Genomic DNA, 21,692 nt, shown 5'->3' on the forward strand with positions numbered 1-21,692 from the left:
AAGATTGATAATAGGATTGCTAATTTTGTCATTTCATTGCAAGCTTATTTTGCTTTATGTAACAAAAAAATTGCTTTTTTTATATGAGGGGAGAAATAGGTGATCACAGTTTTAGTAGTAGATGATCATGAGTTAGTACGTACCGGGATTTGCCGAATGCTCGAAGACCATGCGGATGTTCAAGTGATTGGTCAGGCTGAATCTGGGGAAGAAGCGATTACCTTAGTCCGTCACCATCATCCCAATGTGGTTTTACTTGATGTGAATATGCCGGGCATCGGTGGGGTAGAAACCACCCGCCGTCTGTTGCAAACCGCACCTGAAACCAAAGTTGTCGCTGTGAGTGGCTTGGCTGAAGAACCCTATCCGTCATTATTGCTTAAAGCAGGCGCAAAAGGTTATATCACCAAAGGCGCACCTGTGACTGAAATGGTTCGTGCCATCAATAAAGTCATGCAAGGTGGCAAATATTTTAGTGCAGACATTGCCGAGCAACTGGCCAGTTCATATCTTTCAGATACCCAGCAATCACCATTTGATGCACTCTCTGAACGTGAAATGCAGGTTGCGATGATGGTAGTGAATTGTATTAGTGCACAGGAAATTGCCGATAAACTTTTTGTCAGTGTCAAAACCGTGAATACTTATCGTTATCGTATCTTTGAAAAGTTAAATTTAGATAGTGATGTGAAACTGACTCATTTAGCCATTCGTTATGGGCTGATTAAACCTTAATGACTTTCCTTGAGAACTTCCCTTAAGCTTTTTAGAAGACATGCATGACGCAAAACACCAAAAACTTTGAGTTTAATCAGTATCATTTAGGCATCTGGTATGGCGCCTACAGACTGATTATTGCGACATGTCTTCTGCTGATTTTTCTACTCACTTATCAACACTTAAATACAGATTACCGCTATCCACAGCTCTATCTTTATGTACTCATTTGCTTTGTAGCGATAGGCTGCATGCAACTGCTTAGTCTTAAAAAAATACGAGCCAACATTCCCCAACAACTGACGCTGTTATTTGCTGTCGATGTCATTGCTTTAAGCTTACTGACTTTCGCATTGGATGGTCCGAATCTGCATTTAAGCCTGCTATTCGTGATTACCATTTTTGCCGCTTCTTTATTATTAGATGCAAAAAAAGCCTTAATTATTACTCTCATTGCTGTTATTAGTGTGATTTATCAAATATTTTTAGGCAGCATTTTTGATTTTTCTTCACTGAATAATATTGGCAATAGTGCCTTATTGGCTTTTCTGTTTTTTGTGGTTTATGGCAGTGCGCAAATTGTGGTACGGCGTTTCCAATTGCTGGAAAATTTGAATTTTTCTCAATCCTTGGAACTCAATCGACTGCAAAATTTGAACCGTTATATTCTGGAACAGATTGAACTGGGTTATCTGGTTTTAGATGAAAACTGTCACATCGTGCTGAGCAATCCTGCGGCGTGTATGCTGTTAGGCATTCCCCCATTCTATGCCTATGACAAATCTCCTTTATACAAAATACAGCCTGATTTATTTGAATTAATTAAATTTGAGCAACTGCAAGATGGTGAAAGATTTCAATTCGAATCCCAGCTGAGCCGTTATCATATGCATATCGAAGTGCAAAAATTAATGGTTCCCCATCAAACCCTGACCCTGTTGGTGCTGCAAGATGCCGGCAAGCTCAATCAAAGGGTACAACAATTAAAACTGGCTGCCTTAGGACAATTGTCTGCCAGTATTGCCCATGAAATTCGCAATCCTCTGGCGGCGATTGTTCAAGCCAATGAACTGTTGCTAGACAGTGATCTAAATCAACAAAACCTATTAAGTCAGATGATTGCAAAGCAAGCACAGCGCATTGATCGTATTATTCAGGATACACTGAATATGGTGCGAAATAGAGAAACGCATCCGGCTAAGATCCAGCTGAATCAATTTATCCCTCAAATGATTCAAGAAGATTTATCTGATATCATCCACCAAATTCGATGCAACATACAAAATAAAATTTCGATTACTTTTGATGAAGCACAATTTCGCCAAGTCCTGATTAACCTGATTCGTAACGCCATTCGTCATAATTCACCTGAATACTCTCATATTGAGTTAAACATTTACTCACATGAATCCAATGTCCGAATTGACGTTCTCGATTTTGGTACAGGTGTGGCATCCAAAGATTTGAGCTATTTATTTCAACCTTTTTTTAGTACCGAAATCACGGGAACTGGTTTAGGATTGTACTTATCACATAGTTTTTGTGAAGCAAACCAAGCAAAACTCAACTATGTAGAACAAAAACAAGGGGCATGCTTTCGAATTGAATGCCTACGTGTTGCTTTAAATTAATATTGCTGGGGTGTAATTGTGGAAAGACAACCACTTGTTTTATTGGTGGATGATGAGGAAGATTTGTGTACGCTGATGCAAATGTCTTTATCACGCATGGGCATCAAAACGCATATCGCACATCGTCTTGAACAGGCGAAAAAACGCTTATCTGAAAATAAATATGATGCCTGTTTAACGGATTTGAATTTACCAGATGGTAATGGACTGCAATTGGTAGAATGGATTGGTCAACATCTTCCAGCCCTACCTGTGGCTGTGCTGACCGCATATGGCAATATGGAAATTGCGATTGCGGCATTAAAAGCAGGGGCTTTTGATTTTGTCAGCAAGCCCATCAATCAGAAACACCTGGAACAACTCTTACAAAAAGCTTTGAATAAACCAATCGAAAACTTCCAAAGCAAAGAAGATAGTCTGGAACAAAAATTATTGATTGGCCAATCGCTGCCGATTCAACAATTACGCATTACTTTAAATAAAATTGCCCGTTCTCAAGCACCAGTCTTTATTACCGGTGAATCCGGCACAGGAAAAGAAGTCATTGCCAATCTGGTACATCGACTCAGCAATCGTAATGAAGGGCCTTTTATTGCAATTAACTGTGGCGCTATTCCAACGGAACTGATGGAAAGTGAACTGTTTGGACATAAGAAAGGCAGCTTTAGCGGTGCAACTCAGGACAAACAAGGTCTGATTCAATCTGCACACGGTGGTAGTCTGTTTTTAGATGAAATTGCTGAACTGCCTTTAACCATGCAGGTCAAACTGCTTCGTGCCGTACAAGAAAAACGGATTCGTCCCGTCGGTTCAGATGCTGAAATTGATGTCGATTTTCGTGTGATTAGTGCCAGCCATCAAGACTTGGAAGCATTGGTGCAACAAGGTAGATTTCGACAAGATTTATTCTTCCGTATTCATGTGATGGATCTGGTTCTTCCGCCACTGCGTGAACGTGGTGATGATATTATTTTATTGGCGCATCATTTTATTCAAAAAATTAGTCAGGAATGGAGTATCCCTCAAAAACAACTGACTGAACGCGCGAGAAACTTTTTGCTGAGCCAATATTATCCGGGTAATGTTCGAGAGCTGCGTAATATTATCGAACGCGCCATCACCCTGAGTGATGAGGATAAAATTGATTTACCGCATCTACAAAGTGCGCCGTTGCGTTATCCAACGGTGACACCTTTGGATCATCAGCAAGAAGCTAGTAATGTTTTTCGTAGTGACATTTTAGTTTCTGCTAAAAAGTTACCCGATGAAGGTTTAGAGCTTTATCTGGAAAATATTGAAAAAGATATTTTACTCAATGCCCTAAACTTAACCCATTGGAACAGAACGCTTGCAGCCAAAAAACTGGGCATGTCTTTTCGTTCTCTACGTTACCGCTTAAAGAAATTTGGCTTGGATACGGATGATGAATAAACTGTTATTTACGGTTTAGAATGATTTCTGCAACATGTTCAAGATAGTTTTCCTCTTTCATCTCATGTTGCAGCAGGTATTGCTGATTCGGCTGAATCCCGACACCTTCAATCATCTGCCCTTTAGGGGTGTAGTAATGCGATACCGTCATCTGTAAAGCGGCACCGTTGGAAAGAGGAAATAGCTTTTGCACCACCCCTTTTCCATAGCTTTTCTCCCCGACGACCCATGCGCGACCATGGTCTTTCATTGCCGCAGTAAAAACTTCAGCGGCTGAGGCAGAACGGTTATTGATTAAAATGCCTAGCTTTAAATTTTGAAATTCAAAACTCGGTAAAGCTTGAAATTGTTGATCGCCTTCAGAACGACTTTTGGTGGAAACAATCACCCCTTGATTCAAAAATAAATCAGCCGTTTCAACCGCGGCAGATAATAATCCGCCTGGATTATTTCTTAAATCAAGCAACACTGCTTTCAGACGTGAGGAAGAATGTTCTTCAATTAAGCGTTTAATCTCATTGGCAGTATCTTGCTGAAAAACTCTGACTTTGATCACTAAAACTTGATTATGCAAGACACTGGCTTGTATATCGGTTTCTATTTTTTTATTACGAACCAAAATAATCGGACTGCTATTTTGTGCCAGTTGCAAAGTTAAGGTCGAACCAATCGAGCCATTGAGCAGACTATTGACCTGATTTGGATTGAGTTTTTTCAGTTCTTGATCATCAATCTTAAATACAGCCACACCATTGCGCAAACCTTGCTTGGCCGAATCGGCATTATCCTTTAAACCATGAATGACCCACTGATGTAACTGCTGATCATACATCAGTTCAAAATCGACAGAGGCGATATCACCTTCGGTATATTGTAATAGCTGCTTATAATCTTCAGGACTTAAATAACGTGAATAACGGTCTAGACCACTAACCAGACCTTTAATCGCTTGTTGAAATAATGCATCATCATTTTTGGCATCAACATAATTTTCTTTGACAATGCTATAGATTTGAACAAATTGCTGAATCGATTCCACCGGAACTTCAGCATAATTTTGTTCGACTTCATCATCAAAATCCAAAACAGGTTGGTCTTTCGATGCAGCAAGTGCAGAATGGCTCACACAGATGAATAACGTTGTTAAAGTGACAACCATCTTCCAGCGTTGTAAAGCCATCCTTTCACCTGTTTATCGTGTTAATTTTATGATTTTAAAGTAATCAAATTGCGACCTTTCATTTCTTCAGGTACAGGAATTTGCATTAAGCTCAACAATGTTGGTGCCACATCTGCCAGTACACCACCTTCAGCAATCGTCGCAGAGGTTGGTCCTACGTAAATGAAAGGAACCAATTCCGTCGTATGCTGAGTATGTACCTGACCACTTTTATAATCCTGCATTTGCTCGACATTACCATGGTCAGCGGTAATCAGCATATGGCCTTTTTGTGCCATCACTGCTTCATATACACGACCTAGGCAGGTATCGACCGCTTCAACGGCTTTCACCGCAGCATCAAATACACCGGTATGTCCAACCATATCACCATTGGCAAAGTTCACCACCAACAAGTCATATTCACCCGAGTTGATTGCGGCAACCAATTCATCGGTAACTTCATAAGCACTCATTTCAGGCTTAAGATCATAAGTCGCCACATTTGGAGATGGAATCAGGATACGTTTTTCACCTGGATATTCATCTTCACGGCCACCACTGAAGAAGAAGGTCACGTGCGCATATTTTTCAGTTTCAGCAATACGCAGTTGGGTTTTACCCAAGTTTGATAAATATTCACCAATCGAGTTTTTCAATGCTTCTGGCATATAGGCAACAGGCGCATCGATTGTCGCTTGGTAACGCGTCAACATCACAAATTTAGACAGGTTTGGAACTACTTTACGCTCAAAACCAGCAAACTCTTTTTCGACAAAGGCTTTGGTGATTTCACGCGCACGGTCGGCACGGAAGTTCATAAATACAACGCTGTCGCCATCCTGAATTTTAGCCAACTCACCAATACGGGTAGCTTTGACAAATTCATCCGACTCATTTGCCGCATAAGCCTGTTCCAGACCTTCAACCGCGGTTGCTGCGGTACGTGCAGCTTCACCTTCAGTCAATAGACGATAGGCTTGTTCAACACGATCCCAACGGTTATCACGATCCATGGCAAAATAACGGCCAATCATGGTCGCAATACGACCTTGACCCGGATATTGTGCAAAGACTGCATCTAATTTTTCCAGTGATGGTTGTGCACTTTTTGGCGGAGTATCACGGCCATCCAGAAAAGCATGCAAATAAACTTTTGCACCACGTTTCAGTGCCAATTCCACCATTGCAACAATGTGGTCTTCATGCGCATGCACGCCACCTTGTGACAATAAACCCATGATATGTACAGCACCACCCGCTGCTTTGGCTTTTTCTACCGCATCAATCAATACTTCATGTTCAAAAAAAGCGCCGGTACGAATATCTTTGGTGATCCGGGTAAAATCTTGATACAGCACACGACCTGCACCGAGGTTCATGTGACCCACTTCAGAGTTGCCCATTTGACCATCCGGCAGTCCGACATCTTCGCCCGAACCTGAAATCAAACCATGTGGATGCTTTTGTTGCATAGCAGTTAAATTTGGTCGTTTTGCTGCCAGAAAAGCATTGTCTTCGACCGCTTCGCGATGACCCACACCATCCATAATTACCAATACGTGAGGGATTTTGCCAGCAGTTGCATCCGTCATAATGAACACTCTTTTGTTTACAATTTCATCGTCATATCTTACCGAATTTTCGGTCAAGACTCTATGTGCAGATCATGACTAAAGCGGATCATGCACATTGTTTTTATCACTGTAGGGTCTGTTGAGACTTCGTCTATGTTTGCCATTTATGAAATGTTAACAGACCCTATTCAACAGTTAACGTGCGCGTCGCAGCAGATAACCGCCCACTAAAGTCATGAAAATAATCGGTACAAATACGAACCATGCCGGCGAAGGTGAATACACCAAACTTGCATAGCCCAAGAAGTCTTGCAGATAGAAGAATCCCAAGCCAATAAATAAGGCAATCACCAAACGAAAACCCATCGACTGTTGACGCAAGGGACCAAAAATAAAGGAACATGCAATCAGTACCAAGGCAATGAGTGCAAATGGCGAACCGACTTTTTGCCAAAATGCCAGCTTATAGGTTTTCGGTACTTGGCTGTATTGATGCATATAACTCATAAAGCTCACCAATTGACTCGGCGATAAATCTTCAGGGTCAATCGTAACCATATGCACATATTTTGGTTGCAAGGCTAAAGCCAGAGGCAACTGATCGGTTTTTACCAGGGTTGAATTACCTTGCGGCAAAATATCCATTTGCGCAGCACTTTTTAGATTCCAATCACCATCTTTAACGAACTGACCTTGCTCGGCATTTAAAACACCTTTCAAGCGATAACTATCATCAAAGTCAACCACCTGGACATGTTTCAGCTGACCTTTGGCATTGGCATAATCAATATAGATAAAACGCTGACCTTCGCGAGTCCAGTAACCATTGACTTCACCCAGTGAACTGACACTGCGGTGATCTTTCACGCTTTTGGCTTGCTCGTTGGTATAAGGAATCACCCATTCACTGAGTACAAAGGACAAAACCACTAAGATTAATGCGGAACGAATCACCCAACCGACAATGCGCCATAAGCTAATACCGACTGAACGCATCACTACCAGTTCACTATTGGAAGCCAAAGTGCCCAGACCAAGCACAGCCCCAATCAATGCAGAGATCGGTAAAATTTCATACAGATAATTGGGTGCACTCCATAACACATATTGCAGTGCCTGCCATGCATTATAAGTTTCATTCAAGGAACCCAATTCACCTAAATAGGTAAATAAAACTTGCAGAACCGATAAAATAACCGTTGCACCCAACATGGCTAATGCCGTGGTTTTGGTCACATGTTTGGCAATGATTCGACGTGCTAACATTTTTAAGACCTCACCTGCTGAATTCGTTTCTTGATTTTAGGGGCGAGCTTTTGTTTTCGGGAGAACAATGCTCCAGCAATGCCATACACGATCAACACCAAAGGATATGCCCAAATCCCTAACTCATCTTTACTGACACGGGTTTTCACTGCCATCAGTGCCACAATCAAACTGGCGAAAATAAGTAAAGCCGGGAATAGTTTTAAATAGCGTCCTTGACGAGGACTCACTTCTGAAAGTGCAATCGCCAAGATTAAAGCCGCAACCACTGAAAATGGAACGAAGATCCGCCAACCCAGTTCACTCGCAACTACAGGATCATCACGATTGCTCCATAGTTTCGCTATGGGTAACGCTTCGACTTCGGCACTTTCAAATTTGGCTTCGGTATCACTTTCTAAACGTAAACGATAAGATTGAAACTCTGCTTGAGTATATTTCGGTTTTCCGGGGAAAATTTCGTAACGGCGCCCTTCATATAAATCGACAATACTGGCCGTTTCATTGGCAACTTCTACACGAGTTGCTTCCTTGGCCAAAATCATCACGTCAGGTTTACCCGGGTTTTCCGCGCGTTGATAGAAAAACACATCTTTGAGATTACGACGATCTTCTGACAAATCCCCGGCATAAATGGTATAGGGGCCTGAGGAAATAAACTCTTTTGGACGCACTAAATCGAAACCGGTTCTGACCGCCTGATTGGTCGTCAGCTCTTCAAACTGGCGAATCCCCCACGGAGACATCCACACCATCAACACGGTTTGAACAGCAAGAAAAACCACAGTAAGCGGAATCAGTAAGCGCCCCAGCTGATGCCGACTGACACCACTGCCGTTGAGGACTGCCATTTCATGGTCGACATACAAACGACCAAACACCAGCATCAAACCGATAAAAAAGCCGAGTGGAAGAATCAGGGTTAAAAATTCTGGCAGTCGGTAACCAATAATACTGAACAAAATACTGACATCTAAACGACCTTGTGCCGCCACACCAAAGTACTTGATCAGTCGACCACCCATCATGATCAAGGTAAGCAAGGCAATCACAACCAAGGATGTAGACACCACTTGCTTGACCAGATAACGCCGAATAATCAAATTAATTCTTCCAAAAAAGAGGCTAATAAAAACTAGCGCTAGTTTACCCGAATGGTGAAAATATAAAACCTATACTGTTGTTGCGCATTGAAACTCTATTCATAGAAATGTTTCAATGGTTTAATGGTTTGCAAACTTTCAAAGGCATGAATACAGAACATGAAACTGACAATTAATACGTCATTCCAAGAGAATGCATCTAGCCCCTATTTGTTGATATTAGTCGATTCCGAGCAGCTTCAAAAGGCAGCGACTGCCTATGAAATCAATGATTTAAATACTTTAGTAGAAGCCGCACAATTCAAAGCTGGTCTAAGCGAATCTTTACCCCTTATCGGGAAAGTGGCGGCATGTAGCAATAGTGCGCTCATTGGGATCGATAAAGCAGCTGAAATTCAGCCGGCTAAATTAGCAAAAATCGCACAAACCATTATCAAAGCGTCACAAAAAAAATTCAAACAGATCAGTATTGATATTTCTGCCTTAGCACCTGAACATCATTATTTATTTGCTTTGGCTTTAACCCAAGCCGGTTATGCTTTTGATGAATATAAATCGAAGAAAAATGAATTCATCCTTGAAGAAATTCATCTCATTTCAAGCAATAGCACTTTAAATTCACAACAACTCAGCTTGATCCATGCAGTGCAATCGGGTCAAAGCTTGGCACGTGATTTAGGCAATCGTCCGGGAAATATCTGTTTCCCTGAATATCTGGCGGAACAAGCACAAGCATTGGCGGCTGAATATCCTGAACTATTAAAAGTCACCGTTCTTGATGAGCAGCAAATGGCTGACCTCGGCATGGGCGCTTTCCTGGCAGTCAGCAAAGGTTCAGATCGTCCGGGACGCATCATTACCATGGAATACCAGGCCAATACCGAACAGGCGCCTATCGTACTGGTGGGCAAAGGCGTGACTTTTGATACCGGCGGCATTTCACTCAAACCTGGTGCGGGTATGGATGAAATGAAATTTGACATGTGTGGTGCAGCTTCTGTACTCGGTACGATGCGCGCACTCTGTGAATCCAAACTGCCAATTCATGTAGTCGGTACCATTGCTGCAGCTGAAAATATGCCTTCAGGTCATGCAACCCGTCCGGGTGATATCGTGACCACGATGAGCGGTCAAACGGTAGAAATTTTAAATACCGATGCTGAAGGTCGTTTGGTTTTATGCGATACCTTGACCTACATCAAACGTTTCAACCCTGCTCTGGTGATTGATATCGCAACCTTAACCGGTGCATGTGTGGTTGCCTTAGGTTCGGTTCTAACTGGCCTGTTTACACCGGATGATGAACTGGCTGCGGAAATCAGTGCTGCTGGTCAAACCTCATTTGACCGTGTATGGCGCATGCCGGTGCTTGAAGATTATCAAGAGCAACTTGATTCTCCATTTGCCGACATTGCCAATATTGGTGGACCGAAAGCCGGCTCGGTGACTGCAGCATGTTTCTTGCAACGCTTCACCCGTGAATACCGTTGGGCACATTTAGACATCGCTGGAACAGCATGGAACTCAGGTACAGCGAAAGGTGCAACTGGTCGCCCTGTTCCATTACTGGTTCAATTCCTGGCGAATCGTGCGCAGTCGAATGGCTAAAGTTAGCTTTTACTTATTTGAAAAAAGTCCCGAACGGCAAGTGGAAAGCACTTGCCGTTTGTGCCGTAAGATTCTGAAACAGCCTGAACATATCTGGTTGTATTGTGAAGATTTGGACTTGCAACAGCAGTTAGATGAACGATTGTGGAGTTTTGATCCCAGCAGTTTTATTCCGCATGGGATTGATCAAGAACGCGCTACAATTTGTATTTCAGCTCGACTGCCGCAGCAATCTGACTGGATTGTGTTTAATTTTAACAATCAAGCTATTGAACAGATTGATAAATTTAGTCACATTATAGAAATCATCGAAAATAATGAATCGGCAAAACAGCTGGGGCGTGAAAAATTTAAACAATATCGACGCCTAGGTATTGAACCGCGAACTTTCAAGCTTTAGCCGATCAATTGCAATAAGGAGATATGTGGTGGCATTAAATGTCGGTCAAGATTTTAAACAGCGCTGGTTAAATGTGCCTGAGGCTGTTCGTCAGGCATTTATTGATGACCTACACCGCGTCTGCAATGTGCTGAAACCTGAAACCAATATTCAAAAGTGGTTAGAAAAAGATAAAGAAGCACAACAGCTCTCTTATGAAAAAATTGAACGTGCTTATATCGAACGTAAGGCACAATTGATTGAAGAAGCCCGCTTGCGCAAGCAACGTGCTTTAGAACAGTCACTGGAAAAAAACCGTGCAGCACAAGCTGCCTATGCTCAAGCATTGCAGTTAGATGAAGCCAGACAGTTTGCCGAACAAACTCAAACCTTGGCCTTTATTCGTCAAACTTTAGATCATGAAACCCAAGTTTATACAGCGCGTTATCATAAGAATCCTGAAGGCTCAGCACTGAATTTCTCCAGAGGCATGCTGTCGATTCATGACCATGAAGTACTCTCGGAACTGGAAAGCGTGCGTTTACGTTTAGAGTTAGAAGCTGAGACCCTCATTGAACAGGCGGTGACGGTATTTCGTGCCAAGTTACATCAAGCCAGCCAAGAAGAAATTGACTATATTTTGAAAAACTCTGATTTATCAACAGAGAAACCAAAGCACTAATTTCTTATCTCTATTGATCTAGGCTATTTTTCTACTGTCATATAAATGACATGTTTATGTCACAAGATAGTCATGTTTTTAAATAGATTTAAAAACATGACTATTGAAATGCTTAAACATCATCTTATTCAGGAAGAAAAAATGGATATCTTGAACCAAATTTCCACTCAAATTGCGGCACTGGATTCGGGTGAAAAATGGAGTGTATCTGCTCAAGATTTATGGATTAGCCATGCCGACTTCCACTCAGTTTCAATTTATATTTCCCGAGAAGCGGAAAAAGGACAATTTTCTGTTTCTACTCCAGTGGCATTAAGCTCTTGGGTTGCCAGCACATCTGTCACGATTACCAAACACTGAAATAGATCAATCAAAACAGTCCACTTCGGTGGGCTATTGTTATTTTAATCAATATAATAAATTTAATTTTTTATTCAATTCAAGTAAATTTAAATACGACCCGAATCATTAAAAACTAAATTAAATCTACGGCAAGTCCCAGCATATTGCCTACGCCATAGCCCATACCTAATAACAAGCTAATCCAGATCAGCCCGCCTACTACGTTATAAAGCATAAAACTAAAAATATTCATGTGCCCCGCCCCTGCAGCAAAAGGTGCAAATGAACGGACAAACGGCACAAAGCGTGCAACCAGAATGGTTTTTCCACCATGTCTGGTAAAATAATGATTGGTTTTAACAATATATTCAGGTTTCAAAAACCGTGAATGTTCATGAAAAAATTTAAATCCCAACACCTGACCAGTATAATAATTGACGATATAGCCCAATACAGAAGCACTAAAAAGTAATAGCCCCATATAGTGTAAATGGATCACATCGGTGGTTGAACATAGTGCGCCAATGGCAATCAGCAAGCTGTCCCCAGGCAAGAAGAACATGAATACAGAACCAGTTTCTGCAAAAATGATCAGAAATAAAATGGCGTAAATCCACTGACCATAGTTGTCCAGTAAAGTCGGTAACCATTGTTCAATATGCATTAAAAAATCAAGCATTTGCACCTACCCACTTGCACTTTATTATTTGCATAAATTACTAAAAACCATAAATAAAAATAAAAAAACAGCCTAATTTTTCAACCAGACTGTTTTCTATTCTATGGATTTTTACTTCAAGAAGCCATTTTCTGCCAGAAATGCCATACTTAATTTGGATTGTTCTTTTGTTTCAGCCGCTTTATCACCAAGCATTAAACGTTCGATATAGCGCGCTAAAACATCGACTTCCAAGTTGACTTTAGCACCGGTTTTCCATGTGCCAATATTGGTTCTTTCAGCCGTATGCGGAATAAGATTGAGACTAATCACATTACCGCGTAAATGGTTAATGGTCAGACTAATACCATCCACAGTCACCGAACCTTTTTCAGCTAAATATTTGGCAATTTCAGCCGGCGCAGTCACTTCATAATAAATTGAACGGGCATCTTCACGCACAACAGTAATTTCACCGACAGCATCGACATGACCACTGACAATATGACCGCCAAAACGTGTGGTTGGCAGCATGGCTTTTTCCACGTTCACGCGCTGACCCACTTTCCATGTGCCTAAGGTGGTGCGATTTAAACTCTCGCGCGAGACATCGGCAGCGTACCAGTTTTCGCCCCATTCAATCACAGTGAGGCAAATGCCGTTAGTGGCAATTGAATCGCCCAAATGAACATCCGACATGTCGAGACTGGTGCCAATACGCAAACGGACATCACCGCCCACGCTTTGTAAACTTTCCACTTTGCCTAGACTTTCAATAATGCCTGTAAACATAACTTGTTCTCTATTTATATTTTTGTTTTACCACAATGCCAGTTGTGTACTCACGCCGGTGGTATCGACACCACCCAGTTCAGCAAAATGATACAACTGACCCAAGAGTTGGCGCAGCGGTGGACCAGATTTGGCATGGGTATCGGTAATCACAATAAACTCTAGTACACGTGCGCGTTCTGACTGGCGTTGTTTGCTGACACGATAGCGTGGTACATCTTGCGTGAGCAAAGTCACACGACCACGTTTTAAGTTCGCCTGTAGCAAATCACCGGCTTCAATATTACCATCGGTAGAATAACTGGTCAGAATATAACGTGCATTAATTGTCGCAACCAATTTCTCATAGGCTTCTTTGGCATGCTTGGAAGAGTTGTATTGACTTGGACGCTCTTTACGCCATGCACGGTCAATCCCGCTCTTGTAGCCTTTGGTATCTGGAGTCGGCAAATCAGCCTGATCCCACAAGGTTAAAGCATTCAGTACATGATAGTTACTACCATACGCATGCTGGTTATACGGTGGATCCAGATAAGCCACATCCACTTCAAAGCTGCTCATTTGATTGGCAAGATGCTGAGCATCGACACACCACATTTCTGCTGCCGGTTTTTTCGGTTCGCCAATGGCACAGAAACGACTGGGTGTCAGCCAGAGTAATGATTCAATTCGTTCCAAAGCGGTTTGGGTTTTACCACCCCAACCATGATGGAAACTTTTGAATACCCCACTGGTATTGCTGACAAAACTGGCTGAATAAAGCAAGGGCGCAAGCAAGGCACTCATCTCGACATCATCAATTGCCCCTTGTGCCTGCCACGCGGCAATTTGCTGACGGATCGCATCGATACGCATGCCATTACGGCGTTTGAAAAATAGACGATCACGTGCCGGATCATAAATTTCGTCATTACGCGGACACAGGTTATGCGTTACCCAGCCTTTGACTTCCGGCAAACGATTCAGGTAATCAATAGCTTTCTGATAACCACCCAACTCTTTAAATGCCGGTGCTTCTGTGCAGGATAAAATTGCACTATTTAAAGCATGGCTATACGGTTCCCAGTCATTGGCAATCACACGATAACCATTTTGACGCGCCAGACGTGAAACCACACCAGAGCCTGCAAAAAAGTCAGCGAAAATCGGGGCACGACCATTTTTGCTATTTAATGTTCCCGTGCTCTCAAGTGCTTCCAAAATCAGATGAAGTAAACGACGCTTATTGCCTAAATACGGAACAAGCTGATTGAAAAGATATTCGTCTGTGGTACGTGCTGAATGACGACGTTTATGATAAACCGAAGACTCTGAATTCATACTGTCTCTTGAGAAGGGATTAACCTTAAGCGCACATCATCCCCCAATTGGGTGACCTCCATGAGCTTAAATCGAAGTTGCTCTGCCATACGGCTAAATTCCGCACTAAACATTGCACGTGCTGTTTGACCTAAAAATGTTGGTGCAACATAGCTGATCATTTCATCGACTAACTGTTGTTGTAAAAAGGCAGTCGATAATGTTGCCCCCGCTTCCACCAGCACATCATAAATTTGATGTTGCGTAGATAGGGTCTGTAGCAAGTCTTTTAAAGGTTGTACTGCAAATTGTAGCACGCCTAAATCAGCAAGTTCCTGACGGAACGGTCCCATGACCATGAGCGTATCGGGCTGCTGAAGTATTTTTGCGTTGAGGGGTAAACGTCCCTGACGATCGAGCACCAGACGTTTGGGCTGAACAATGCTGGTGATATCTTCAATACCATTCAGCTGACGCACATTAAGCCGACAATCGTCTGCAAGTACCGTTTCAATCCCGGTAATGACCACACCAGAAATGGCACGCCAATGCTGCACATCTTGACGGGCTTCAGGTCCGGTAATCCATTTCGATTCCCCTGATGCCATGGCTGTACGACCATCAAGGCTTGAAGCCACTTTTAAACGGACATAAGGTATACCGGTTGCCATGGCTTTAAGAAAACCAAGATTGAGTTTTTCTGCTTCTTGTTCACAAATGCCCACTTCAACTTCAATGCCGGCATCTTTTAGAATTTGTACACCCTTGCCTGCCACCAGTGGATTCGGATCAGGACAAGCGACAATTACTTTAGCCACACCTGCTTCCACCAAGCCTTTGGCACAAGGTGGTGTACGACCATAATGTGCACAAGGTTCTAAAGTCACATAAGCAGTTGCGCCTTTGGCATGATCTGCTGCCTGACGCATGGCAAAGACTTCCGCATGCGGTTGTCCTGCTCGAGGATGAAAGCCTTCTCCGACCAGTTGACCATCTTTAATGATCACACAGCCGACATTTGGATTCGGTTTGGTTGAGTATTGTCCAAGTTGCGCTAATTCAATCGCACGTTGCATCCACAGCTGATCTTGGTGAATGGGATCTTGGCTTAACTTAGACATCTTCAAACTCTTTTAGTGTTCACGGTGTTGCATTTGTTCAATTTGACGTCGAAAAGCTTCTACATCCTGAAAGTCTTGATACACCGAGGCAAAACGTACATAGGCCACATGATCGAGAGCAAATAAGGATTGCATGACAATTTCACCAATCATTCGTGATTTGACATCACGCTCACCCAGGCGGCGAATTTGTAATTGGATATCGCTGAGGACAGTTTCAATTTGCTCTTGTGTGACTGGTCTTTTTTGTAAAGCATGCATCAATGAACGGCGCATTTTCGCTTCATCAAAAGGTTCGCTCTTGCCGTCAGATTTAATCACCCGGGGCATCACAACTTCATAGGTTTCAAAGGTGGTAAAGCGTTCTCCGCAACTAATACATTCACGACGTCGACGAATTTGACAGCCTTCAGCAGCCAAACGCGAATCGATAACTTTACTATCTGCGGCGTTGCAAAACGGACAATGCATAGCGGTTTAATTGAACAAATCAAATCGGATTTAGAGTGTAGCAAAAATTCTGCCCTTTGTAGAGACTTACGCAAGATATGGAAAAAAAACAGCCCTTACGGGCTGTTTTACACAATATATTGATTATCGGTTTTTATATTATTCGACACGTTCACCATGTTGACTTAAGTCTAGACCCATACGTTCGTCATCCGCTTCAACACGAATCCCAATCACCAAGTCAATCAATTTAAGAATGATGAAAGTCAGTACTGCAGAGTAAGCAATCGTTGCAAGTACACCTTCAATTTGCACCCATAATTGATGCATCATATCTGCAGGGACTTTATCACCCATGATGAATTCACTCGCGAACACTGCCGTTAAGATTGCACCGACAATACCACCCACACCATGTAGACCAAAAGCATCTAAAGAGTCATCGGCTTTAAGTGCACGTTTAAGCGCAGTAATACCCCAGAAGCACACGACACCGCCAATTAAGCCCATTGCCATTGCACCGCCTACAGTCACGAAACCTGCTGCAGGGGTAATCACCACCAGACCGGCAACCGCACCAGATGCACCACCCAATACAGAAGCTTTACCACGAACCACTTTTTCAGTAATTAACCATGCAATTGCTGCGGCCGCCGCTGCAACTTGAGTTACAACTAATGCATAACCAGCAGAACCGTTAGCACCCAGTGCAGAACCACCGTTGAAACCGAACCAGCCTACCCAAACCAGGCTTGCACCGACCACAGTTAAAGTCAGGTTATGTGGCGCCATTGATTCACGGCCCAAGCCCATACGTTTGCCAAGCATGTAGGCAGCAACCAGACCTGCGACACCCGAGTTAATGTGAACGACCGTACCACCAGCAAAATCCAGTGCACCGTCGTTACCTAACCAGCCGCCACCCCATACCCAGTGGGTAATTGGTGCGTAAACCACAACACTCCAAATGGTAATGAATGCAACGAAAGCGCTGAATTTCATACGTTCTGCAATCGAACCTGTAATGATAGCTACGGTAATGATCGCAAAGGTCATTTGGAAAATAACAAATAGAATTTCTGGAATTGTTCCGGTTAAGGCATCTGTGGTAATGCCGGATAACATGATTTTATCCAAGCTACCAATGAATGCATTTCCTTCGCCAAAGGCTAAGCTATAACCGATCACCACCCAAGTAATACTTACGACTGCCGCTGCAACAAAGCTATGTGCCATTGTGCCGAGGACATTTTTCTTGCGAACCATACCACCGTAGAACAGGGCCAAACCTGGAATAGTCATCAATAAAACCAGTGCTGTAGACACTAAAATCCATGCGGTATCACCTGTGTCTAATTTTACTTCTTCTTCGACAGGTGCTGCTGTTGCTTCAGCTGAAGCAGGTGCCGCAGCTAATTCAGAATTTGTTAACGATGTATCAGCAGTTTCAACTACTGTGACATCTTCAGAAGCAGCGGATGTTGTTACGGCTTCTTCAGCCCATGCAACAGAACCACCTAAAAGTGCGCCAGACAAACTCAGCGCAATGAGCATTTTTTTCATTCGTATCCCCCAACCTAGTATTTTTTGAGTTATTAGGTACTCAGCAAACTTCGTGCCAAATTAGACAGCGTCTGCACCTGTTTCACCGGTACGAATACGGATGACTTGTTCTAAATTAGTAACGAAAATTTTACCGTCACCAATTTTTCCTGTGCTTGCAACACGGGTAATCGATTCAATCACTGAATCAACCATGTCATCGCTAATAGCGATTTCAATTTTTACTTTAGGCAAGAAATCAACGACATATTCAGCGCCACGATAAAGTTCAGTATGACCTTTTTGACGACCAAAGCCTTTGACTTCAGTTACGGTGATCCCTTGAACACCAATGTCAGAGAGTGCTTCACGCACGTCATCTAATTTAAAGGGTTTTACAATTGCAGTTACGAGCTTCATGTTTGTTTTCCTTCGGCTTCTTTCACCAGTAAGGTTTTATGTTCAAATTTCGTGCCAAAATTTCTAAGGTTGGGGGAAAATAGAGAGTTTTGACACGAGTTTTCTTTATAACCTATTTTATACTTTTAAACGTAGTCCGATCTTAAAAAAAGAGTCATTTTTATTATAAAATTTACGATTTTACTCATCGAACAAAACTATATCTGATCGATGGGGACTATAGTCTAGGTTTGAGCAATGCTACACTGCTCATACTTCTGCACCGTTAGGGAATCAGCAATGATCGAAACTTTATTACAAGCAATCATGGAACAAATCGACCAACCCAAAAAAGATATTGAACATAATTTGCGCGCCTTACTCAATGAAGCTGTTTCCAAGATGGATCTGGTTTCAAAAGATGAAATTGAACGTCAACGTACTGCGCTAAATAATGCCAATTTACACTTGAATGAACTGCTTAAACAAGTTGAAGCATTAGAACTTAAAATTAAGAACAATAAATAAGCACTTTTTTGGTGCACTAAAAGACACAAAACGACTAAAAATAACGCACTATAACGGAACAATAAGAATGTCTTTTGCTAAAATTTACACTCGAGGTCTGCTTGGACTTCATGCACCTTTAATTGAGGTGGAAGTTCATGTCAGTCAGGGCCTACCCTCTTTAACCATTGTGGGACTGCCTGAAGCGGCAGTTCGTGAAAGTAAAGATCGGGTACGCTCAGCCATTATCAATAGTGGTTTTCAATTTCCGACTAAGCGCTTAACCATCAATTTAGCCCCGGCAGACTTGCCAAAAGATGGTTCACGTCTTGATTTACCGATCGCTTTAGGGATTCTTATCGCATCTGGGCAAATATCTGAAAATATTACAGATAATCTGGAATTTATTGGTGAACTGGCTTTGGACGGGCAACTTCGCCCCATCACCGGTATCTTGAGTATTGCCATTGCTTGCCAGCAGCTAGGACATCAACTGATTTTGCCAGAACAAAATGCCGAGCAAGCCTCTCAACTGCCTAATTTTGAAGTGTTTTCAGCCAAACATTTAAAAGATGTGTGCGATCATATTTCTAATCAACAGCCCATCCAGCAATATCAAGCCAGTCACTCTGCTGCACCAGATCAGTACAAATTTGATTTAGCCGATGTTAAAGGTCAGCTCCGTCCACGACGCGCTTTGGAAATTGCCGCAGCAGGTGGGCATTCCTTATTATTTAAAGGTCCACCGGGTACAGGAAAAACACTGTTAGCATCACGGCTTGCCAGTATTTTGCCACCTTTAGATGCACAGGAAAATTTGGAAGTGGCCAGTATTTATTCCGTTTCCAATACCTCACATCCCTTTGGACAGCGGCCTTTTCGCGCACCCCATCATACTGCTTCAGCGGTCGCTTTAGTCGGTGGCGGTTCACATCCGAAACCCGGTGAAATCACCTTGGCGCATTTAGGGGTTTTATTTTTAGATGAACTACCTGAATTCGATCGCAAAGTATTAGAAGTTTTAAGACAACCGTTGGAATCTAAAGAAATTGTGATTTCTCGTGCTTCACGGCAAATTACCTTTCCGGCAAACTTTCAACTGATTGCCGCAATGAATCCCTGTCCTTGTGGTTATGCTTTTAATCAGGATATTCGTTGCCAATGTTCCGCTGATGCAATTAAACGTTATCAGAATCGTATTTCAGGTCCACTACTCGATCGTATTGATTTGCATCTGGATGTTCCACCCTTACAAGTGCATGAATTGCAAGATACAACACCGGTCGAAAATTCACAGACTGTGCGTGAGCGCGTGATTCAAGCCTATAACCTACAAATACACCGACAGCAATGTCTGAATCACGCTTTAAGCCCTAAACAGCTTGAGCAATTTGTACCATTGGATACGCAAGCACAAAAAATCATGGAAATGGCACAGCAGCGCTTAAACTTGTCTGCCCGTGCTTATCATCGGGTATTACGTGTCGCGCGAAGTATTGCCGATCTATCCCAGCATTCGGAAATTCAAAGCCAACATTTAACCGAAGCTTTGTCTTATCGGGCGCAACAGGGCTAATTTGAGATGCATAACTTACTTATCCGTCGTGAAAATCGTACTGATCATGGGGCAATTAGCCATGTGATTGAACAGGCATTTAAAAATCAGCAATACTCGAGTCATACTGAGCATTTCATTGTAGATGCCTTGAGACGGGCAGATGCACTGACTCTTTCTTTAGTCGCTGTTTTAAATAAAAAAATTGTGGGGCATATTGCCATTTCACCGGTACAAATTTCTTCAGGCGTACAAGGTTGGTATGGTTTGGGACCGGTTGCAGTTTTACCTGAATGGCAACTGCAAGGAATCGGTTCAGCACTGATTCAATCAGCATTGAATCAATTGAAAATGATTAGCGCAAAAGGTTGTGTAGTTTTAGGTGATCCGAATTTTTATTCTGGATTCAGTTTTAAAGCTGTGCCTGATCTTATTTTAGCAAATGTTCCTGCTGAATATTTTCAGGCTTTGTCATTTGATGGGAAATTTCCACAAGGAATAGTCACTTATCATGAGGCTTTTAATGCGACCTCGTAACATTCTATCAAACTAAAAAGGCGACTCTCATGAGTCGCCTTTTTAGTTACATTTTTGGATTAGAATCCATATTTCAAACCTAAGACAACTTTATTTTTCAAATCAGTATCATCACGTAATTTACCACCAATGATATAGTCCATAGAAACTGATGCACCTGTATCACCCAATGGATGGCTTAGACCCACTGTTAAATGACGCAAATTGAAATCCTCTGTGGTATTTAAAGTGAGACCTTCAAAATCACCACTATCAGAATAGTAATACGCGCCTAATGATGTATTCAAAGTAAAGTCTTTCGGTAAACCATAGCTATAACCGGCAAGAAAATAGGTATCCCCTGCATTGCCCCAAGTGACATCGTCTGTAAGCGTTTGAGCAGTAAGACCAAAACTCTTATAGTTTAAGCCCACCATGGTTTCAAAAACATTTGAATCATCAGACGGATAATAAACGTAGTAAGTACCACCTACTTTAAAGCCTAAGTCTTCAGTAATTTTACCACTGAAACCCGCATAAAAATCATGTTCAAAGCTTTTCTCACCAGATTCTGCATAACTTATATCTAGTGTAGAACCCCAATATCCAGCATAGAAACCTGAAGCATGACTGTAATCTAAACCGCCTTGAACCGCTGCCCCCGAGTTTTCTAAACCTGCAGTATTACCACGTAATACATATTGAGACACCACTCCAATATTACCTGTCACTGTATGTTCTGATGCAGGTGCCTCTTCTGCAAAAGTGAAGGTAGATGCTGCGCCTAATACAGCCAGAGATAATGCTTTTAAAGTTAATTTCATTGTTTGATTCCCCCACATCGTGCTACGACGGTTTTTTTGGTTATTTCGATAAACTCAATGAGGTAATAGCAATTGCTATGCCAAAAGCAAAATGAGCTATCTACAAGTCATCTAAAATAAAAAATAAACAGACC

The 21,692-nt window shown here is 42.2% G+C and carries 22 protein-coding genes; 10 read left to right on the forward strand and 12 right to left on the reverse strand.

What is annotated here, in order from left to right; genetic code table 11:
- Positions 1–99 precede the first annotated feature (99 nt).
- The 3 genes from gacA to HLH14_RS01605 are packed head-to-tail and all read left to right on the forward strand — an operon-like array spanning position 100 to position 3,779.
- Positions 100–735: a response regulator transcription factor GacA gene (gene gacA / locus HLH14_RS01595; RefSeq protein ID WP_067722434.1), complete on the forward strand. Its 636-nt coding sequence runs from the start codon at positions 100–102 to the stop codon at positions 733–735.
- A 44-nt stretch (positions 736–779) separates the two neighbouring features.
- Positions 780–2,348, forward strand: coding sequence for a sensor histidine kinase (locus HLH14_RS01600; protein WP_086193085.1), 1,569 nt, complete (start codon positions 780–782; stop codon positions 2,346–2,348).
- Positions 2,349–2,363: 15 nt separating this feature from the next.
- The gene (locus tag HLH14_RS01605; RefSeq protein ID WP_378320495.1) at positions 2,364–3,779 is read left to right on the forward strand and encodes a sigma-54-dependent transcriptional regulator; all 1,416 of its coding nucleotides are present in this window, start codon (positions 2,364–2,366) and stop codon (positions 3,777–3,779) included.
- A gap of 4 nt (positions 3,780–3,783) precedes the next feature.
- On the opposite strand, the gene HLH14_RS01610 is transcribed toward HLH14_RS01605, so the two are convergent.
- The 4 genes from HLH14_RS01610 to lptF form a co-directional block, all read right to left on the reverse strand.
- Complete coding sequence (locus tag HLH14_RS01610; protein ID WP_171532508.1) at positions 3,784–4,959, reverse strand: S41 family peptidase; 1,176 nt, start codon at positions 4,957–4,959, stop codon at positions 3,784–3,786.
- Positions 4,960–4,985: 26 nt separating this feature from the next.
- Positions 4,986–6,533 carry a 2,3-bisphosphoglycerate-independent phosphoglycerate mutase gene (gene gpmI, locus HLH14_RS01615; protein ID WP_086193088.1) on the reverse strand — a complete coding sequence of 516 codons (1,548 nt, stop codon included), beginning with the start codon at positions 6,531–6,533 and terminating at the stop codon, positions 4,986–4,988.
- A gap of 177 nt (positions 6,534–6,710) precedes the next feature.
- On the reverse strand, positions 6,711–7,781 hold the full coding sequence (gene lptG, locus HLH14_RS01620; protein ID WP_086193089.1) for an LPS export ABC transporter permease LptG: 1,071 nt from the start codon (positions 7,779–7,781) through the stop codon (positions 6,711–6,713).
- Between the two features lie 2 nt (positions 7,782–7,783).
- Positions 7,784–8,884, reverse strand: coding sequence for an LPS export ABC transporter permease LptF (lptF, locus tag HLH14_RS01625; protein WP_067722442.1), 1,101 nt, complete (start codon positions 8,882–8,884; stop codon positions 7,784–7,786).
- A 159-nt stretch (positions 8,885–9,043) separates the two neighbouring features.
- On the opposite strand from lptF, the gene HLH14_RS01630 reads away from it, so the two are divergent.
- The 4 genes from HLH14_RS01630 (at position 9,044) to HLH14_RS01645 (ending at position 11,913) form a co-directional block, all read left to right on the forward strand.
- Complete coding sequence (locus HLH14_RS01630; protein ID WP_086193090.1) at positions 9,044–10,492, forward strand: leucyl aminopeptidase; 1,449 nt, start codon at positions 9,044–9,046, stop codon at positions 10,490–10,492.
- A complete protein-coding gene (locus HLH14_RS01635) occupies positions 10,485–10,892 on the forward strand; it encodes a DNA polymerase III subunit chi (RefSeq protein ID WP_086193091.1) in 408 nt (135 codons plus the stop codon). Before HLH14_RS01630 ends, HLH14_RS01635 begins: the two co-directional genes overlap by 8 nt.
- Before the next feature lie 25 nt (positions 10,893–10,917).
- The gene (gene blhA / locus HLH14_RS01640) at positions 10,918–11,553 is read left to right on the forward strand and encodes a cell division protein BlhA (protein WP_228145894.1); all 636 of its coding nucleotides are present in this window, start codon (positions 10,918–10,920) and stop codon (positions 11,551–11,553) included.
- Between the two features lie 96 nt (positions 11,554–11,649).
- Positions 11,650–11,913 (forward strand): hypothetical protein, encoded by a 264-nt coding sequence (locus HLH14_RS01645; protein ID WP_378320476.1) that lies wholly within the window; start codon positions 11,650–11,652, stop codon positions 11,911–11,913.
- 115 nt (positions 11,914–12,028) lie between these two features.
- Here HLH14_RS01645 and HLH14_RS01650 read toward each other — a convergent pair whose 3' ends face one another.
- From HLH14_RS01650 to glnK, 7 genes are all read right to left on the reverse strand, one after another.
- Complete coding sequence (locus tag HLH14_RS01650; protein ID WP_086193093.1) at positions 12,029–12,574, reverse strand: VTT domain-containing protein; 546 nt, start codon at positions 12,572–12,574, stop codon at positions 12,029–12,031.
- 111 nt (positions 12,575–12,685) lie between these two features.
- On the reverse strand, positions 12,686–13,345 hold the full coding sequence (locus HLH14_RS01655; protein WP_067722454.1) for a riboflavin synthase: 660 nt from the start codon (positions 13,343–13,345) through the stop codon (positions 12,686–12,688).
- A gap of 27 nt (positions 13,346–13,372) precedes the next feature.
- Positions 13,373–14,665 carry a DNA adenine methylase gene (locus HLH14_RS01660; RefSeq protein WP_086193094.1) on the reverse strand — a complete coding sequence of 431 codons (1,293 nt, stop codon included), beginning with the start codon at positions 14,663–14,665 and terminating at the stop codon, positions 13,373–13,375.
- Positions 14,662–15,765: a bifunctional diaminohydroxyphosphoribosylaminopyrimidine deaminase/5-amino-6-(5-phosphoribosylamino)uracil reductase RibD gene (ribD, locus tag HLH14_RS01665; RefSeq protein WP_086193095.1), complete on the reverse strand. Its 1,104-nt coding sequence runs from the start codon at positions 15,763–15,765 to the stop codon at positions 14,662–14,664. Before ribD ends, HLH14_RS01660 begins: the two co-directional genes overlap by 4 nt.
- 12 nt (positions 15,766–15,777) lie before the next feature.
- Positions 15,778–16,236 carry a transcriptional regulator NrdR gene (gene nrdR / locus HLH14_RS01670; protein ID WP_067722460.1) on the reverse strand — a complete coding sequence of 153 codons (459 nt, stop codon included), beginning with the start codon at positions 16,234–16,236 and terminating at the stop codon, positions 15,778–15,780.
- A gap of 138 nt (positions 16,237–16,374) precedes the next feature.
- On the reverse strand, positions 16,375–17,778 hold the full coding sequence (locus HLH14_RS01675; RefSeq protein WP_086193096.1) for an ammonium transporter: 1,404 nt from the start codon (positions 17,776–17,778) through the stop codon (positions 16,375–16,377).
- A gap of 60 nt (positions 17,779–17,838) precedes the next feature.
- Complete coding sequence (gene glnK, locus HLH14_RS01680; RefSeq protein WP_067722465.1) at positions 17,839–18,177, reverse strand: P-II family nitrogen regulator; 339 nt, start codon at positions 18,175–18,177, stop codon at positions 17,839–17,841.
- A 279-nt stretch (positions 18,178–18,456) separates the two neighbouring features.
- Between glnK and HLH14_RS01685 the strand changes: the two genes are divergently transcribed.
- The 3 genes from HLH14_RS01685 (at position 18,457) to HLH14_RS01695 (ending at position 20,755) form a co-directional block, all read left to right on the forward strand.
- Positions 18,457–18,684 (forward strand): accessory factor UbiK family protein, encoded by a 228-nt coding sequence (locus HLH14_RS01685; protein WP_067722467.1) that lies wholly within the window; start codon positions 18,457–18,459, stop codon positions 18,682–18,684.
- Between the two features lie 67 nt (positions 18,685–18,751).
- Positions 18,752–20,239 (forward strand): YifB family Mg chelatase-like AAA ATPase, encoded by a 1,488-nt coding sequence (locus HLH14_RS01690; protein ID WP_067722469.1) that lies wholly within the window; start codon positions 18,752–18,754, stop codon positions 20,237–20,239.
- Positions 20,240–20,245: 6 nt separating this feature from the next.
- On the forward strand, positions 20,246–20,755 hold the full coding sequence (locus tag HLH14_RS01695; protein ID WP_067722471.1) for a GNAT family N-acetyltransferase: 510 nt from the start codon (positions 20,246–20,248) through the stop codon (positions 20,753–20,755).
- Positions 20,756–20,814: 59 nt separating this feature from the next.
- Here HLH14_RS01695 and HLH14_RS01700 read toward each other — a convergent pair whose 3' ends face one another.
- Complete coding sequence (locus HLH14_RS01700; RefSeq protein WP_086193097.1) at positions 20,815–21,558, reverse strand: TorF family putative porin; 744 nt, start codon at positions 21,556–21,558, stop codon at positions 20,815–20,817.
- Between the last annotated feature and the right edge of the window lie 134 nt (positions 21,559–21,692).

Origin of the sequence: Acinetobacter terrae, from assembly GCF_013004375.1 — a bacterium.
Taxonomy (GTDB): Bacteria; Pseudomonadota; Gammaproteobacteria; order Pseudomonadales; family Moraxellaceae; genus Acinetobacter; species Acinetobacter terrae.